Origin of the sequence: Pseudoxanthomonas yeongjuensis (genome assembly GCF_010093345.1) — a bacterium.
In the GTDB taxonomy this organism is placed as follows: Bacteria; Pseudomonadota; Gammaproteobacteria; order Xanthomonadales; family Xanthomonadaceae; genus Pseudoxanthomonas_A; species Pseudoxanthomonas_A yeongjuensis.
In genome coordinates this window covers 1-15,383 of record NZ_PDWT01000006.1, presented here as the reverse complement: position 1 = coordinate 15,383, position 15,383 = coordinate 1, and the positions used below count along the sequence as shown (strand labels likewise).

The 15,383-nt window shown below is 65.4% G+C and carries 18 protein-coding genes and 1 pseudogene; 15 read left to right on the top strand and 4 right to left on the bottom strand.

From position 1 onward, the window contains the following. Positions 1-10 precede the first annotated feature (10 nt). Genes nudE through CSC74_RS14025 form a run of 5 tightly spaced genes read left to right on the top strand, consistent with a single transcriptional unit; the run spans position 11 to position 2,871 of the window. Positions 11-565 carry an ADP compounds hydrolase NudE gene (gene nudE, locus CSC74_RS14045; protein WP_162315121.1) on the top strand — a complete coding sequence of 185 codons (555 nt, stop codon included), beginning with the start codon at positions 11-13 and terminating at the stop codon, positions 563-565. 10 nt (positions 566-575) lie between these two features. Next, positions 576-1,373: a 3'(2'),5'-bisphosphate nucleotidase CysQ gene (cysQ, locus tag CSC74_RS14040; RefSeq protein WP_162315120.1), complete on the top strand. Its 798-nt coding sequence runs from the start codon at positions 576-578 to the stop codon at positions 1,371-1,373. Between the two features lie 31 nt (positions 1,374-1,404). Beyond that, complete coding sequence (mazG, locus tag CSC74_RS14035) at positions 1,405-2,232, top strand: nucleoside triphosphate pyrophosphohydrolase (RefSeq protein WP_162315225.1); 828 nt, start codon at positions 1,405-1,407, stop codon at positions 2,230-2,232. Continuing rightward, positions 2,229-2,552 (top strand): YnfA family protein, encoded by a 324-nt coding sequence (locus tag CSC74_RS14030; RefSeq protein WP_162315119.1) that lies wholly within the window; start codon positions 2,229-2,231, stop codon positions 2,550-2,552. The genes mazG and CSC74_RS14030 overlap by 4 nt, the downstream gene beginning before the upstream one ends. Before the next feature lie 16 nt (positions 2,553-2,568). Continuing rightward, a complete protein-coding gene (locus tag CSC74_RS14025; protein WP_162315118.1) occupies positions 2,569-2,871 on the top strand; it encodes an Mpo1-like protein in 303 nt (100 codons plus the stop codon). 361 nt (positions 2,872-3,232) lie between these two features. Here the strand turns inward: CSC74_RS14025 and CSC74_RS14020 are convergent, their stop codons facing one another. Then, entirely contained in the window at positions 3,233-3,580 is a 348-nt protein-coding gene (locus CSC74_RS14020) for a DMT family protein (protein ID WP_162315117.1), read from the bottom strand. A 146-nt stretch (positions 3,581-3,726) separates the two neighbouring features. Here CSC74_RS14020 and CSC74_RS14015 point away from each other — a divergent pair, with 146 nt between their 5' ends. The 6 genes from CSC74_RS14015 to CSC74_RS13990 all read left to right on the top strand — a co-directional run bounded on the left by CSC74_RS14015 (position 3,727) and on the right by CSC74_RS13990 (position 10,598). Further along, complete coding sequence (locus tag CSC74_RS14015; RefSeq protein WP_162315116.1) at positions 3,727-4,428, top strand: response regulator transcription factor; 702 nt, start codon at positions 3,727-3,729, stop codon at positions 4,426-4,428. Between the two features lie 64 nt (positions 4,429-4,492). Continuing rightward, positions 4,493-5,764, top strand: coding sequence for a sensor histidine kinase (locus CSC74_RS14010; RefSeq protein WP_162315115.1), 1,272 nt, complete (start codon positions 4,493-4,495; stop codon positions 5,762-5,764). Between the two features lie 236 nt (positions 5,765-6,000). Continuing rightward, positions 6,001-7,533, top strand: coding sequence for an efflux RND transporter periplasmic adaptor subunit (locus tag CSC74_RS14005; RefSeq protein ID WP_162315114.1), 1,533 nt, complete (start codon positions 6,001-6,003; stop codon positions 7,531-7,533). Beyond that, positions 7,530-8,252, top strand: a complete 723-nt coding sequence (locus CSC74_RS14000) for an ABC transporter ATP-binding protein (RefSeq protein ID WP_162315113.1) — start codon at positions 7,530-7,532, stop codon at positions 8,250-8,252. Before CSC74_RS14005 ends, CSC74_RS14000 begins: the two co-directional genes overlap by 4 nt. Then, positions 8,249-9,484 carry an ABC transporter permease gene (locus CSC74_RS13995; RefSeq protein ID WP_162315112.1) on the top strand — a complete coding sequence of 412 codons (1,236 nt, stop codon included), beginning with the start codon at positions 8,249-8,251 and terminating at the stop codon, positions 9,482-9,484. The genes CSC74_RS14000 and CSC74_RS13995 overlap by 4 nt, the downstream gene beginning before the upstream one ends. Positions 9,485-9,641: 157 nt before the next feature. Continuing rightward, entirely contained in the window at positions 9,642-10,598 is a 957-nt protein-coding gene (locus CSC74_RS13990; RefSeq protein WP_162315111.1) for an isoaspartyl peptidase/L-asparaginase family protein, read from the top strand. Positions 10,599-10,649: 51 nt separating this feature from the next. Here the strand turns inward: CSC74_RS13990 and CSC74_RS13985 are convergent, their stop codons facing one another. Genes CSC74_RS13985 through CSC74_RS13975 form a run of 3 tightly spaced genes read right to left on the bottom strand, consistent with a single transcriptional unit; the run spans position 10,650 to position 12,295 of the window. Then, positions 10,650-11,054, bottom strand: coding sequence for a VOC family protein (locus CSC74_RS13985; protein ID WP_162315110.1), 405 nt, complete (start codon positions 11,052-11,054; stop codon positions 10,650-10,652). Between the two features lie 10 nt (positions 11,055-11,064). Next, a complete protein-coding gene (locus tag CSC74_RS13980) occupies positions 11,065-11,529 on the bottom strand; it encodes a VOC family protein (RefSeq protein WP_162315109.1) in 465 nt (154 codons plus the stop codon). Between the two features lie 46 nt (positions 11,530-11,575). Beyond that, positions 11,576-12,295 carry an SGNH/GDSL hydrolase family protein gene (locus CSC74_RS13975; RefSeq protein WP_162315108.1) on the bottom strand — a complete coding sequence of 240 codons (720 nt, stop codon included), beginning with the start codon at positions 12,293-12,295 and terminating at the stop codon, positions 11,576-11,578. A 179-nt stretch (positions 12,296-12,474) separates the two neighbouring features. On the opposite strand from CSC74_RS13975, the gene CSC74_RS13970 reads away from it, so the two are divergent. The 4 genes and pseudogenes from CSC74_RS13970 to CSC74_RS13955 all read left to right on the top strand — a co-directional run. Next, positions 12,475-12,861, top strand: coding sequence for a diacylglycerol kinase (locus CSC74_RS13970; RefSeq protein ID WP_162315107.1), 387 nt, complete (start codon positions 12,475-12,477; stop codon positions 12,859-12,861). Between the two features lie 14 nt (positions 12,862-12,875). Further along, the gene (locus CSC74_RS13965) at positions 12,876-13,619 is read left to right on the top strand and encodes a TerC family protein (protein WP_162315106.1); all 744 of its coding nucleotides are present in this window, start codon (positions 12,876-12,878) and stop codon (positions 13,617-13,619) included. A 172-nt stretch (positions 13,620-13,791) separates the two neighbouring features. Beyond that, on the top strand, positions 13,792-14,430 hold the full coding sequence (locus tag CSC74_RS13960) for a LemA family protein (protein WP_162315105.1): 639 nt from the start codon (positions 13,792-13,794) through the stop codon (positions 14,428-14,430). 23 nt (positions 14,431-14,453) lie between these two features. Beyond that, positions 14,454-15,242 (top strand): annotated as a pseudogene (locus CSC74_RS13955) (TPM domain-containing protein); the annotation flags it as partial. Between the last annotated feature and the right edge of the window lie 141 nt (positions 15,243-15,383).

The window sequence follows — 15,383 nt, the reverse complement described above, 5'->3', positions numbered from 1 at the left end:
GAGTTCGCGGATGAGCCGCCGCCTGCCCATCATCCACGGCATCAGCGAACGCAGCGAAGGCCCGTCCGAGCGCATCGTCGAGGTGCTGGACCTGGAGTTCAGCAACGGCGAGCGCCGGCATTTCCACCGGCAGAAGCCGCACGGCTATGGCGCGGTGGTGGTGGTGCCGATGCTGGACGACGAAACCGTGCTGCTGGTGCGCGAATACGCGGCGGGCGTGCATCGTTACGAGCTGGGCCTGGTCAAGGGCCGCATCGATGCCGGTGAAAGCCCGGTGCAGGCCGCCAATCGCGAATTGCAGGAAGAAGCCGGCTATGGCGCGCACCGGCTTGAGGTGCTGCGCGCGTTGAGTCTGGTGCCCACCTACATGAGTCATCAATCATGGCTGGTGCTGGCGCGCGATCTTTATCCGCAGCGATTGCCCGGCGACGAACCCGAGGAACTGGAAGTGGTGCCGTGGAGGCTCGATGCGCTGGACCAGCTGATGCTGCGCGATGATTTTTCCGAAGGCCGTTCGCTGGCGGCGTTGTTCATCGCCCGCGAATGGTTGCGGGGACAGGCATGAGCATGCCGGCATGAGCCCGGTCACCGCGGACCTGCGCGAAGCGGTCATCGCCATCGCCCGCGAGGCGGCGGCGGCGATCCTGGCCGTGTACGAAAATGCTTTCGAGGTCGAAAGCAAATCCGATTCCAGTCCGCTGACAGCCGCCGACCTGGCCGCGCACCGGATCATCGTCGATGGCCTGGAACGGCTGACTCCGGATTGGCCGATCCTGTCCGAGGAAGCCGCCGATATCCCCTGGGAAACGCGCCGGCACTGGAGCCGTTACTGGCTGGTGGATCCATTGGACGGCACCCGCGAGTTCGTCAAGCGCAACGGCGAGTTCACCGTCAACATCGCCCTGATAGAACAGGGCGTGTCCGTGTTCGGGGTCGTGCTGGCGCCGGTCGGCGGGACCGTCTGGCATGGCGTGGCCGGCGCGGAAGCCTGTCGACGCGATGGCGAAACCGACACCCTGTTGCGCACCCGCGCGCCGGCCACGGGTACCCTGCGCGTGGCCGCCAGCCGCTCGCATCGCGATGCGCGTACCGAGGCACTGCTGGCCCGGATCGGCGATGCGCAGACGCTGGGCCTGGGCTCGTCGCTGAAGTTCTGCCGCATCGCCGACGGCACCCTGGATGTGTACCCGCGCTTCGGCCCGACCTCCGAATGGGATACGGCCGCGGCGCAATGCGTGCTGGAGGCCGCTGGCGGCGTGGTCATCGCCCCGGACGGGCGCGCGTTCCGCTACAACCAGCGGCCTACGCTGTTGAACGGCGATTTCATCGCCCTCGGCGATCCGCAGTTGCCGTGGAGGAGCTGGATTGGATAAGCCGGCCGATATCGCCGATCTGCTCGCGATCATGGCCCGGTTGCGCGATCGCGACAGCGGCTGCCCCTGGGATATCGAGCAGGACTTCGCCAGCATCGCCGCGTACACCATCGAGGAAGCGTACGAGGTCGCCGATGCGATCGATCGCAACGACCTCGATCACCTGAAGGACGAACTGGGCGACCTGCTGCTGCAGGTGGTGTTCCATGCGCAGATGGCGCGGGAACAGGGCGCCTTCGATTTCGGCGATGTGGTCGCGGCGATCTGCGACAAGATGACGCGCCGGCATCCGCATGTGTTTGCCGCACAGGGATGTGCAAATGCCGCGGGAGGCAGGATGCCGGGAGCGGCCGCCGATGCCAGCGTCGAGGACGCCGAGGCCCAGACCCGCGAATGGGAAGCGCAGAAGCAGCGCGAACGCCAGGCGGCGGGCGACGACGACATCTCGGCGTTGGCCGGCATTTCGCGCGGCATGCCCGAATGGCAGCGCGCGGTGAAGTTGCAGGCGCGCGCGGCGCGGGTCGGTTTCGACTGGCCCGGCACCGATCCGGTGATCGCCAAGCTGCACGAGGAAATCGAGGAAGTGCGGGTGGAATTCGCGCGCGGCGACGTGGAAGCCAACCGCGAGCGCCTGCAGGACGAGATCGGCGACATCCTCTTCGTCTGCGCCAACCTGGCGCGCCACGCCAAGGTCGATGTCGGCGCCGCGCTGCGCCACGCCAACCTGAAATTCGAGCGGCGTTTCCGCAGCATGGAGTCGCTTGCGGCCGGCGAGGGCACCCGCCTTGCGCAATTGCCGCTGGAGCAGCAGGACGCCTACTGGGATCGGGCCAAGCGGATCGAGCGCGGGCAGGAATGAAGACCCTGCTGCTGTTCCTGCTGACCGCCGTCGCCGAGATCGTCGGCTGCTACCTGCCCTATGTCTGGCTGCGCAAGGGCGGCAGTGCGTGGCTGCTGTTGCCCGCCGCCGCCAGCCTGGCCCTGTTCGCCTGGTTGCTTACCCTGCACCCGACCGCCTCGGGCCGCGTTTACGCGGCGTACGGCGGGGTGTACGTAACCGTGGCCATCGGCTGGCTGTGGTGGGTCGATGCGGTGAAGCCGACCCGCTGGGACCTGTTTGGCGCGGCGTTGTGCCTGCTGGGCATGGGCGTCATCATGTTCGCGCCACGTACCGCATAAGCCACCGGGAGGAGTCATGAGCCGCTTCGCCAGTTTCCGCGAGTTCTACCCCTTCTACCTCGAGGAACACAGCAATCGCACTTCGCGCCGGCTGCATTTCATCGGCAGTTGGGGCGTGCTTGCGCTGCTGGCCACGGCCGCGGTCAGCGGCAATGCCTGGTGGCTGCTGGGTGCGCTGTTCTGCGGCTACGGCTTCGCCTGGATCGGGCATTTCTTCTTCGAGAAGAACCGCCCGGCGACGTTCAAGCATCCGCTTTATTCCTTCGCCGGCGACTGGGTGATGTTCAAGGACATCCTGCTTGGCAAGGTCAAGCTCTAGGGAAGGTCTGGACGATTCCGGGAAGCGGGCGCGACTCCTGGAATGCCGTTGATGGTGAGCCCCGGATCAAAGCCTGCTCCGTACTCGATAAGGGGTCCGGGGCAGGCTCTGTCGAACCACCCGGAGAGATGGCTGCCGCAGGATTTTCAGCCACCCAGCGGGCTTGAAAGGGGAAATTATCCAGGGCTTCTCCTGGACACGGATCAGAGCGGAAACCACGGATAAAGCAAACGCTGTATCTGTCTTTTGCTGTATCTGCCTTTTCCGCCCTGATCCGTGTCCAAGGGCCTTTGCCTTTCCTGCTTTGTGCAATGGGCGCGAACGAGGGAATTATTCAGAGGCTCCCTAGCGGCGGCAAGGATCAGAACTTGCTCCTGAAGGCGAAATAGGCGGCGCCCAGCAGGCATAGTCCCGCCCACAGGTAGTCCAGCTTCAACGGTTCCTTCAGGTAGAAGATCGCGAAAGGCACGAACACCCCCAGGGTGATGATCTCCTGCATGATCTTCAGCTGGCCGACGCTGAGCACGGTGTAGCCGATCCGGTTCGCCGGCACCTGCAGCAGGTATTCGAACAGCGCGATCCCCCAGCTGACCAGCGCGGCCAGCAGCCACGGCTTCGCACTCAGTTCCTTGAGGTGCGCATACCAGGCGAAGGTCATGAACACATTGCTCAGGATGAGCAGGGAAATGCTGGCCAGGACAGGGTGCATGGGTTCGATTCCGTTGTGGTGGACCTGGCCGGGCGGATGGCCGGTTGCGAAGAGTAGGGCACTTCTCCCTGTCCGGGCGTCGCCTTCACATGCCGTCAACCGTCCAGCAGGTAGTTTCACAAACCTGAAGAAACGACGGAGGCTGCATGCGCCAAACTCAAGAAACCGCCGGACTGGTGCTGGTGGTCGAAGACAACCGCAACATTTCAGAAATGATCGGCGAGTACCTGGAAGGGCGCGGCTTCGAAGTCGATTACGCCACCGATGGCCTCGATGGCTACCGGCTGGCGGTCGAGAACAGCTACGACGTGCTGGTGCTCGACCTGATGCTGCCGCGCATGGACGGCATGGAAGTCTGCCGTCGCCTGCGTACCGAGGCACGCAAATCCACCCCGGTGCTGATGCTGACCGCGCGCGACACCCTGGACGACAAGCTGACCGGACTGGGCTCGGGCGCGGACGACTACCTGACCAAGCCGTTCGCGATCCAGGAACTGGAGGCGCGCCTGCGCGCGCTGATCCGACGCGAACGCCGCCAGGTCGGCGCGGAAGTATTGAAGGTCGCCGACATGGCGCTGGATCCGGTCAGCATGCGTGCCACCCGTGGCGGTTCGGAGTTGATGCTTTCGCCGATCGGGCTGCGCCTGCTGACCATCCTGATGCGCGAATCGCCGCGCGTGGTCACCCGCCAGGAGATCGAGCGCGAGATATGGGGCAACGGCCTGCCGGATTCGGACACCTTGCGCAGTCATCTCTACAACCTGCGCAAAGTCATCGACAAGCCGTTCGACAAGCCGCTGCTGCATACGGTGCAGAGCGCGGGCTATCGCATCGCGGACATCGCCTAGCCATGGGCCGGATACGGGCATGATTCTGCCGGCATGACCCAGCTACCCCGAAACGGAACATAAGATGCGGCAAGGCCTGCCCCGCAAGATCCGGATCGCCTTCATCATCCAGGTGGTGCTGGCCAGCCTCGCTATCGTGCTCGGCGTGTTTCTGGTATCGGCGGTGATCAAGCACAGCCTGATCAACACCGCGCTGCAGGAAGAGGCCATGCACTATTGGGACCTGTATGGCGCATCGCAGACCCAGCCGCCGCCCAATACCTACAACATCCGCGGCTACCTGGTCCCACGCGGGCGCTCCAACCTGCTGTTGCCGGAGAACCTGCGCGCGCTGAAGCCGGGCTTCTACGAGCTGAAGGACGACGACCAACTGGTACTGGTGGATGAGAAACCGGCGGGACGCCTGTACCTGGTGTTCCTGCGCTCGCAGGCCGAGCGCCTGGCCTTCTATTTCGGCACCTTGCCGATCATCCTCACCCTGATCGCGATCTACGCGGTTTCATGGCTGACCTACCGAGCCTCCAAGCGCCTGGTCTCGCCGGTCAGCTGGCTGGCCGAACAGGTCATGCGCTGGGATCCGCGTGGCCCCGATATCAGCAACCTGGCGCCGGACAAGCTGCCGGCGGACGTGCAGGGCGAAGCACGGCAATTGGCATCGGCGCTGCACGGCCTGGCCCATAGGGTTTCGGCGCATGTCGAACGCGAACGCGACTTCACCCGCGACGCCAGCCATGAGCTGCGTACTCCGCTCACCGTGATCCGGGTGGCCAGCGACATGGCCATGGCCGAGGATTCGCCGCCACGGGTGACCCGCGCCCTGCAACGCATCCAGCGTGCGGGACGCGACATGGAAGCGGTGATCGACGCCTTCCTGATCCTCGCCCGCGAGGCCGACGTGGAGCCGCAGAGCGAGGATTTCGAGCTGGCCGACATCGTCCTGGACGAAGCCGACAACGCGCGTTCGCTGCTGATCGGCAAGCACGTGGACCTGGAAGTCACCTGCAACGCCAAGCCGCGCCTGCACGCGCCGCCGCGGGTCATGCAGGTCGTGGTCAGCAACCTGTTGCGCAATGCCTGCAGCTACACCGATGCGGGCCGCATCGAGGTGGTCCTGGAACAGGACCGCATCGTCATCCGCGACACCGGCATCGGCATGAGCCAGGACTCGATGTCGCGCGCGTTCGAACCGTTCTACCGCGCCGATCCTTCGCGTCCGAACGGCACCGGCCTGGGCCTTTCCATCGTAAGCAGGCTGTGCGAGCGCTTCGGCTGGAAGGTCGAGCTTGAGAGCGTGCTCGGGCGCGGCACTACCGCGACCATCCGTTTCGTCGCTTAGCCTGGGTTGCGAGGAGCGAGGAGCGAGGAGTGAGGAGTGAGGAGTGAGGAGTGAGGAGTGAGGAGGGCTCTTGTTTCCATCTCTCGTTTCCCCTCCCGCCTCCCGTGCCCTCATGCAAGCAAACCACTCCTAAACGGGATCGAGCAAGGGAACCCTCGCCCGTCCCGCACTGTCAACGCTGACCGCGGCCGTGCGTTAATGCCTCGAATCCCACGCCCCAAGGTCCGACTCCCCGCATGAACCAGCCGCGTCGAAATTCCCCACGTCGAAATCCCTCGCGCCCCCGCAGCAAACTGGTTGCCCGCATCGTTTCCGCGGTGGTCGTCGTGACGGTGATCGTGGCCGGGCTCTGGTACTGGAACAATCGCAAGAGCGAAGCGGCCGAAGGCGCCTACCGTACCGTCCAGGTCGATCGCGGCGACATCCGCGTGGTCATCTCTTCCACCGGCACGCTCAGCGCCACCTCCACGGTCACCGTGGGCAGCCAGGTTTCCGGCCAGGTCACCGACGTGCTGGTCGACTTCAACGATCAGGTGAAGAAGGACCAGGTGATCGCGCGCATCGATCCCAGTACCTATGAAGCGCAGATCGCCCAGGGCTCGGCGCAGATCAGCGGCGCGCGGGCCTCGCTGGCCCAGGCCCAGGCCACTTTGCGCAACGCGCAACTCGACTACGACCGCAAGTCCGACCTGGGCAGCCGCCAACTGGTCGCGCGCAGCGACGTCGACCTTGCCCGCGCGGCGTTGGACCAGGCGCGCGCGGCGGTCAATTCCGCGCAGGCGCAGATCCAGCAGCAGACCGCGTCGACCCAGACCACGCGCATCAACCTGGGCCGCACCGTGATCCGTTCGCCGGTCGATGGCGTGGTCCTGACCCGGACCATCGAGCCCGGCCAGACCGTGGCCGCCAGCCTGCAGGCGCCGGAGCTGTTCACCATCGCCGAGGACCTGGCCAAGATGAAGATCGAACTGGCCGTGGACGAAGCCGACATCGGCCAGGTCAAGGTCGGGCAGGGCGTATCGTTCACCGTCGACGCCTTCCCCGACCGCCAGTTCCGCGGCACGGTGGAACAGGTGCGCCTGTCCGCCACCACCACCAGCAACGTGGTCACCTATCCGGTGGTGGTCGCCGTGGACAACAGCGACGGCACCCTGCTGCCGGGCCTGACCGTCAATGCCGAGATCGAGGTCAGCAAGCGCAATGACGTGTTGAGGATTTCCAACGCGGCGTTGCGGTACAAACCGGCGGACAGCGCTGCCCCGCAACAGGCGGCGCCGGTCGCGATGCGCGGCGCCGGCAGCGGGATCACCGACGACCTGGCGCGTACGGTCGCGCAGTTGAAGGCCAATCCGGAACAACAGGCGGCATTCGATGCCGCCGTCGCCAGCATCCGCGAACGCCAGGCCGCGCGCCAGGCGGCGGCGAAAGCCGGCGGCAGCAATTCCATGTTCGGTGGCGGCGGCGGTCCGCGCATGGTCTCCAGCGGTTCCGGTGACATGCAGGCGCAGATCAGGCAACGCATGCTGGAGCGCTACCAGCAGGATTTCGCCGCGTTCCGCACCAGCCTGGACGACGTCCAGCGCAAGCAATGGGATGCGGCGGTGTCCGCGCTGACCAGCGCCAAGCGCGCGCCGCTGTACAAGCTGGTCGATGGCAAGCCGCAACAGGTGCAGGTGCGCATCGGCGCCAGTGACGGCACCAACACCGAGGTTTCCGGCGACATCAAGCAGGGCGACACGATCATCACCGGCGAGCGCGCCAGGGAATGAGCCAGGACCCGACAGCGGTACCGGTGATCGAGACGCGCGGCCTGGGCAAGGTGTATTCGCCCGGCAGTGAGGCCGAGGTCGTCGCCCTGAAAGCCGTGGATCTGAAAATACATCGCGGCGATTTCGTCGCGATCATGGGCCCTTCGGGTTCGGGCAAGTCGACCTTGATGAACCTGATCGGGTGTCTGGACAAGCCCAGTGCGGGCGTCTACGAATGCGACGGCATCGACGTGGCCACGCTGGATGCGGAAGAGCTGGCGATCCTGCGCCGCGACAAGATCGGCTTCGTGTTCCAGGGCTTCAATCTGCTGCCGCGGATGAGCGCGCTGGACAACGTGGCCATGCCGCTGGGTTACGCGCAGGTGCCGCCGGTCGAACGCAAGCGTCGCGCGCAGGAAGCGCTGGCGTCGGTCGGCCTGGGCGAGCGCTCCTCGCACCGGCCCAGCGAGCTTTCCGGCGGCCAGCAGCAACGCGTGGCCATCGCCCGCGCGCTGATCAACAAGCCGCCGATCCTGCTGGCCGACGAGCCCACCGGCGCGCTGGATTCGAAGACCGGCGAGGAGATCCTGGCCCTGTTCAAGCGCCTGCGCGACGACGACCACACCGTGATCCTGATCACCCACGATGCCGAAGTCGCCGCCCACGCCGACCGCATCTTCGTGATGCGCGATGGCGAGCTGCATGAAGAGCCGCACGCGCACGTGGAGCAACACGCATGAATTTCCTCGACATCCTGCGCACCGCGATCTTCGCCCTGCGCGGCAACTGGATGCGCAGCGCGCTGACTTCGCTGGGCGTGATCATCGGCATCGCCGCGGTGATCGTCATGGTCTCGGTGGGGCAGGGCACCCAGGCGGAAATCGACAAGATGGTGTCCGGGTTGGGTTCGCAGCGCCTGGACATCTCGCCCGGCGCCGGGCGTGGCGGCGGCGGGGTGCGGATGAGCTCCAGCAGTTTCTTCACCCTCGACGAGGGCGACGTGGAGGCGATCCGCAACGAAATCCCGGAAGTGCAATATGTCGCCGGTGCGCTGCGCGGCAGCACCCAGGTGGTGTATGCGGAAAACAACGCCGCGACCAGCTGGCAGGGCGTGCAGGCGGATTATTTCGACATCAACGGCTGGACGATGGAAAACGGCGAAGGCTTCGACGCGCAGGACTACACCAGCGCCGGCAAGAGCGTGATCCTGGGCGACAGCGTGCGTCGCACCCTGTTCGGCGACGACAGCGGCGTGGGCCAGACCATCCGCCTGGGGCGGGTGCCGTTCACCGTGATCGGCACCCTCAAGGCCAAGGGTCAGGGCGGCTTCGGCCAGGACCAGGACGACGTGGTGATGGTGCCCCTGCAGACCGCGCGCCGACGCCTGATGGGCGCGATGGGCCTGCCCGCGGGCGCGGTGATGCAGATCGCGCTGACCGTGACCAGCGCCAAGGACCTGGGCTACGTGCAGGGCGAAGTGGAGGCGCTGCTGCGCCAGCGGCACAAGATCGCGCCGGGTACGGACGATGATTTCAACGTGCGCAATATTTCCGAGATCGTCGCCACGCGCACCGCCACCACCAACCTGATGTCGAAACTGCTCGGCGCGGTGGCGACCATCTGCCTGATCATCGGCGGCATTGGCATCATGAACATCATGCTGGTCTCGGTGACCGAGCGGATCCGCGAGATCGGCTTGCGCATGGCGGTGGGCGCGGGACCTTCGGACGTGCGCAGGCAATTCCTCGCCGAGGCCATGCTGATCTCGCTGGTCGGCGGCGTCATCGGCATCCTCATCGGCGTGGTCGGCGCGCTGCTGGTCGGCAAGTTCAGCGACCTGCCCATCGTCCTCAACGGCCAGGTGGTGGCGCTGGCCGCCGCCTTCTCGATCTGCACGGGCCTGTTCTTCGGCTACTACCCGGCGCGCAAGGCCTCGCAGCTGGATCCGATCGAGGCGTTGCGCCAGCAATAACGGCATGCCGTAGGAGCGCCCCTTGGGCGCGATGCTCTTCTCGTGTAACCAGATGAAAAGCATCGCGGGCAAGGCCCGCTCCTACGCCCCGAAGGAAGTCCCCTTGGGGGACGGGGCCATCGGCTATCCTTTGGCCTGGCCATAGCCGATCTTCCAAATGACCCCGCACGCCCAACACTTCACCCTCGTCATCCACGGCGGCGCCGGCGTGATCGAGCGCGACCAGCTGTCCGCGGCCGACGAGCAATCGATCCGCGCCGATCTGGAACAGGCGCTGGAAGCGGGACGTGCGATCCTCGCCAATGGCGGCAGCGCGCTCGACGCGGTCGAAGCAGCGGTCGTGGCGCTGGAGGAATCGCCGCGCTTCAATGCAGGCAAGGGGTCGGTCTATAACGCGGATGGCAGGCACGAGCTTGACGCCTCGCTGATGGAAGGGCGCACGCGCCGCGCGGGTGCGGTGGCCGGCGTGGAAACCATCCGCAACCCGGTCAAGCTGGCGCGCGCGGTGATGGAGCATTCGCCGCATGTGATGATGATCAGCGCCGGTGCCGAACAGTTCGCGGACACCCAGCCGCAGATCGAACGCGTGACCAACGAGTGGTTCGACACCGACGCACGTCGTGCGCAACTCGACCAGGAACAGGCGCGCGAACGTGCTGAATCCGCCGATGCCGACAATCTGCGCGGCAAATACTTCGGCACGGTCGGTGCGGTCGCACTGGATACGCACGGTAATCTCGCCGCCGCCACTTCCACCGGCGGCATGACCAACAAGCGCTACGGCCGGGTGGGCGATTCGCCGTTGATCGGCGCCGGCACCTGGGCCGACGAGCGTTGCGCGGTGTCGGGCACGGGCTGGGGCGAATTCTTCATCCGTAACGCGGTCGCGCACGACATCGCCGCGCGCATGGCCTATGGCGGCGCCAGCCTCGCTGCCGCCGCCGATGCGGTGATCCTGCAGCGCGTACCCGAACTCGGCGGCGACGGGGGCGCCATCGCGGTGGATCGCGATGGCAACATCGCCATGCCCTTCAGTACCTCGGGCATGTATCGCGGATGGGCCAAAGGCGATGGCTCGCGTGGCGTGGCGATCTTCGGCGCGAGCGACAACTGATCTCCACGTCCGGGTCCGCGTACGCAGGATCAACTGCGACGGCGTCGCCGGTCAGGCCAGGCTTTCGTCCCAGAACGCAGCCTCGATCTTGTGGCCATCCGGATCGCGTACGAAGCAGCCGTAATAAGGTTCGCCATAGTGCGGGCGTGGTCCCGGACCGCCTTCGTCGATTCCGCCATTGGTCAGCGCCGCGGTATGGAATGCATGCACCGCATCGCGGCTGGATGCAATGAAACCGAAATGCACGCCATTGGCGGCCTGCGCGGGCTTTCCGTCCACGGGCGTCTGCACCCAGAATTCGGGGAACCGCTTGCCATAGGCCACTGCGCCGGGGTGTTCCAGCACCCGCTTGCAGCCCAGTGTTGCAAGCACGGCATCGTAGAAAGCAATGGCCCGGGCCTGGTCGTTGCTGCCGATCGAGACGTGGGAAAGGATGCTGGGGTTGTCGTCGTTCATGGGCACAGGCTCATTTCTGTTGCTCGCTCCATTCGGCCATGCGCCTCTGCATTTCCTCCGGACCGACTTCCTCCACGTGCGTGGCCAGCGACCATTTGTGCCCGAAGGGATCGATCACGGTGCCGATGCGGTCGCCCCAGAATTCGTTCTTCAGCGGCCGGTCCGCCTTGGCGCCGGCCTTGACCGCCTGGTCGTAGGCGGCGTCGGCGTCGGGCACGTAGATCATGAAGCTGGCAGTGGGGCCGCCGCGGCTGTTCGGGCCCAATGCGCCCATGTCGGGGAATTCGTCGGCCAGCATGAGGTGGGTGTCGCCGATCATGATTTCCGCATGGCCGATCTTGTCGCCCATCGGCAGGCGGAAGAGCTCCTCGGCGCCGAAGGCGTCGCGATAGAAATCCAGCGCCTTGGCCGCGTCATCGACCATCAGATAGGAAGTGACGGTGTGGTAACCGTCGGGAATGTAGTTCACGGCCATGGATATGCTCCGCAGGATGGGAGCAGCGAATCTATGCCTGCAGGAGTTACGGATCCGTTACCGGAATGGATCGGTCGGCGGACAGGTACGGCGCGACCACCCGCGTCCACAACTCGTAGCCGGCCGGGTTCATGTGCAGCCGGTCTTCGCCGAACAGTTCTTCGCGTGGTCGGCCTTGCGCATCGAGCATCGGAGTGAAGATGTCGATGAACTGGACGTTCGCCATCGTGGCGATGTCCTGGCGGATCAGCGAATTCGCCTTCCGCTGCGCAGCCAGCAGGTGGGCGCGCGAGGGGCTGGGCTTGTTGGAGATATAGGCGATCTTCACCCGGGGCAGGTCGTGGCGGACGCGTGCCACGAAGCGGCGGAAGTCATCGCGCAACTGCACGGGACTGCGTCCGCTTGCCAGGTCGTTGTCGCCTGCGTAGATCAGGACCTGACGCGGCGCGTACGGCACCACGATGCGGTCCGCGTACCAGGTGCTGTCGCGGATCTCCGAGCCGCCGAAGCCGCGGTTGATCACCGGCAGCCCGGGGAAGTCCGTCGCCAGCGTGTCCCAGAACCGGATCGAGGAGCTGCCGATGAACAGCAGCGCATGCTTCGGCGGTGGCGTGACGGCGTCCGCGGCGGCGAAGCGCTGCATGTCCTGCTCCCAATCCGCGCTGGAGACCTGTCCGGGTACCTGTGGCGGCCCGATCGGCGGTGCCGGGGTGCTGGCGCACGCTGCGAGGAAGGTGAGCAGGCTGGCGAGCAGGAGGGTATGCATGGGGCGTATCGAGGGCATGACGCGGTCCGGCAGGGGTTTTCCGTAGTGGACCAGCCCACGCCAGCCAGCGCAAATCCAGGTGGCCGCGAGTGGCTGTCGTCGCCTTGTGGCAAAATCGACGCCTTCCCGACGGCCGAGCCTCGCCCAGCCCATGTCCACCTTCGCTGAGCTCCTTCGACATGGCCGATGAAAAAGGGCATATGCCCCGCGGTCCGGGCCGGATCCTGAAAGCCACGGTCTGGTCCCTGCAGGGCCTGCGCGCGGCCTGGCTGCACGAGTCCTCGTTCCGACTGGAAGTGGTGCTGCTGGTGGTGCTGACCCCGCTGGCGATCTGGCTGGGCGAAGGCGCGATCGAACGCGTGCTGTTGATCGGCAGCTGCCTGCTGGTGCTTTCGGCCGAATTGCTCAACTCGGCCGTGGAAGCCGTGATCGAGCGTTACGGCCCCGAGTTCCACGAGTTGGCCGGCCGCGCCAAGGACATGGGTTCTGCCGCCGTGTTCGTACTGATGATGAACGTATTGCTGTGCTGGGGCCTGATCCTGGGTCCGCGACTTTTTTCGATTTGAAGGATTGATTGCCGATGAGTTTCGAATTCCTTGCCGACCCCAACGTCTGGCTCACCCTGGTCACCCTGAGCGCGCTGGAGATCGTGCTGGGCATCGACAACCTGGTGTTCATCTCCATCGCGGTGGGCAAGCTGCCCGAAGAAAGGCGCGACGTGGCCCGCAAGTTCGGCATCGCCGTGGCCTGCATCACCCGCATCGCCTTGCTGGTTTCGCTGGCGTTCCTGGCGCGCATGCAGAACGACCTGTTCCACCTGCTCGGCATGGGTTTCTCGGTGCGCGACCTGGTGCTGATCCTGGGCGGCATCTTCCTGCTGGTGAAAGGCACCATGGAAATCCGCGAGCTGATCTCCGGCGGCCATGACAAGGATCCCAACACCACCAAGGCTTCCGGCGTGTTCGGCATGGTGATCCTGCAGATCGCCATCATCGACATCGTGTTCTCGCTGGATTCGGTGATCACCGCCGTGGGCATGGCCCAGCACATCCCGGTGATGGTCGCGGCGATCCTGCTGGCGGTGGCGGTGATGCTGCTGGCGGCCAATCCGCTGGGCCATTTCATCGACGCCAATCCGACCATCAAGATGCTGGCGCTGGCCTTCATCGTGCTGATCGGCGCGGTCCTGATCCTGGACGGCTTCGAAGTCCACGTGCCCAAGCCCTACATCTACTTCGCGATGGGTTTCTCGGTGCTGGTGGAATGGCTCAACCTGCTGATGCGCCGCCGCGGCGCCCAGCACCAGCACCCGATCGTGCCGTAACGCGGTTGATTTGTAGGTCCGAGCTTGCTCGGATGTGTGGAGCCAGAGCATCCGAGCAAGCCCGGATCTACGCCCCGGAGGAAGTCCCCTCGGGGACAAGACCGGGCATGATGGTTGCGCTGGGGTCGGTGCGGTGCTGCAATGGCCGCAGCCCACCTGGAGGACTTCCGCCATGCGCCTGCTTTCGCGTTCGATCCTGATTCTTGCCCTGGTCGCGCTGCTCTCGGGCTGCGGCTACAACGCCATCCAGCAGAAGGACGAGACGGTCAAGGCCGGCTGGTCGGAAGTGCTGAACCAGTACAAGCGCCGCGCCGACCTGATTCCGAACCTGGTCAAGACCGTGCAGGGCTACGCGCAGCAGGAACGCCAGGTGCTGACCGACGTGACCAACGCGCGCGCGCGGGTCGGGCAGATCAACGTCAATGCCGACGACGCCGAATCGCTGAAGAACTTCCAGGCGGCGCAGGGCGAGCTGTCGGGAGCCTTGTCGCGCCTGCTGGTGGTCACCGAGAACTACCCCAACCTGAAATCCGACCAGTCGTTCCGCGACCTGCAGGCGCAGCTGGAAGGCACCGAGAACCGCATCACCGTGGCCCGCGGCCGCTACATCGCCACGGTGCAGGACTACAACACCTACGTGCGCTCGTTCCCGCAGAACCTCACCGCGATGATCTTCGGTTACAAGCAGAAGCCCAATTTCACCGTGGAGAACGAGGCGCAGATTTCCGAGGCGCCCACTGTGGATTTCGGCAACACGCCGCCCCCGCCGGCTCCGCCTGCGCCGCCACCGCCGCCCGCACCCGGCAACTGATCGGTGGCGGATAGCTGATCGACATGCTGCGACGCGCGCTCGCGTTCGCCTGGCTGCTGCTCGCTTGTCTGCCTGCGTGGGCACAACAGGCAGCAGCGATTCCCGCACTGGACTCGCCGGTGGTCGACACCACCGGCACGCTCGATACGGCGCAGCGGCAGCAACTCGAGCAACAAGCGCTGGCCCTGCAGCAACGCAAGGGCAGCCAGCTGCAGGTGCTGGTGGTCGCGAGCACGCAACCGGAAACCATCGAGCAGTACACGCAACGCGTATTCGACCAGTGGAAGCTCGGCCGCAAGGGCGTCGACGACGCGGTGCTCCTGGTCGTGGCCAAGGACGACCGACGGGTGCGCATCCAGCCGGGTTACGGGTTGGAAGGCGCGATTCCCGACGCCATCGCCAACCGCATCATCCAGGAATACCTGGCGCCGAAATTCCGCGAAGGAGATTACGGCGGCGGCATCGCCGATGCCACCGCCCAACTCGTAAGGCTGATCGATGGCGAGGAGCTTCCTGCACCGGTCAGCGACAACCGCAGCGCGCAGGGCGACGGCGGCGGCGACTGGGTCTTCGCCCTGGTTGCGGCCTTCATCGCCGCCAGCTTCATCCGCGGCCTGTTCGGAAAGGCGCCCAAGGGCGTGCGCAGCGTGCTCACTGGCGGCGCGGCTGGCGGCGTGGCCTGGTTGATGTCGTCGCTGATCCCGCTGGCGGGCATCGCCGGCGCGATCGGCCTGCTTTACGGACTGATGTCGGTATCGGCCGGGCGTTACGCGCGTCACGGCGGCTGGGGTGGTTTTGGCGGTGGGTGTTTCTTTTAAACATCTTAAACATCTCCGCGCCCACGAGACAGTAAATTACCGAGAACGTAGTAGATAGACTTGTAGAGATGAGACGCATACAACAAAAAGCTAGCTGAGTAGAGATAGTGAAACAAAAAATACATAAGTAAATGA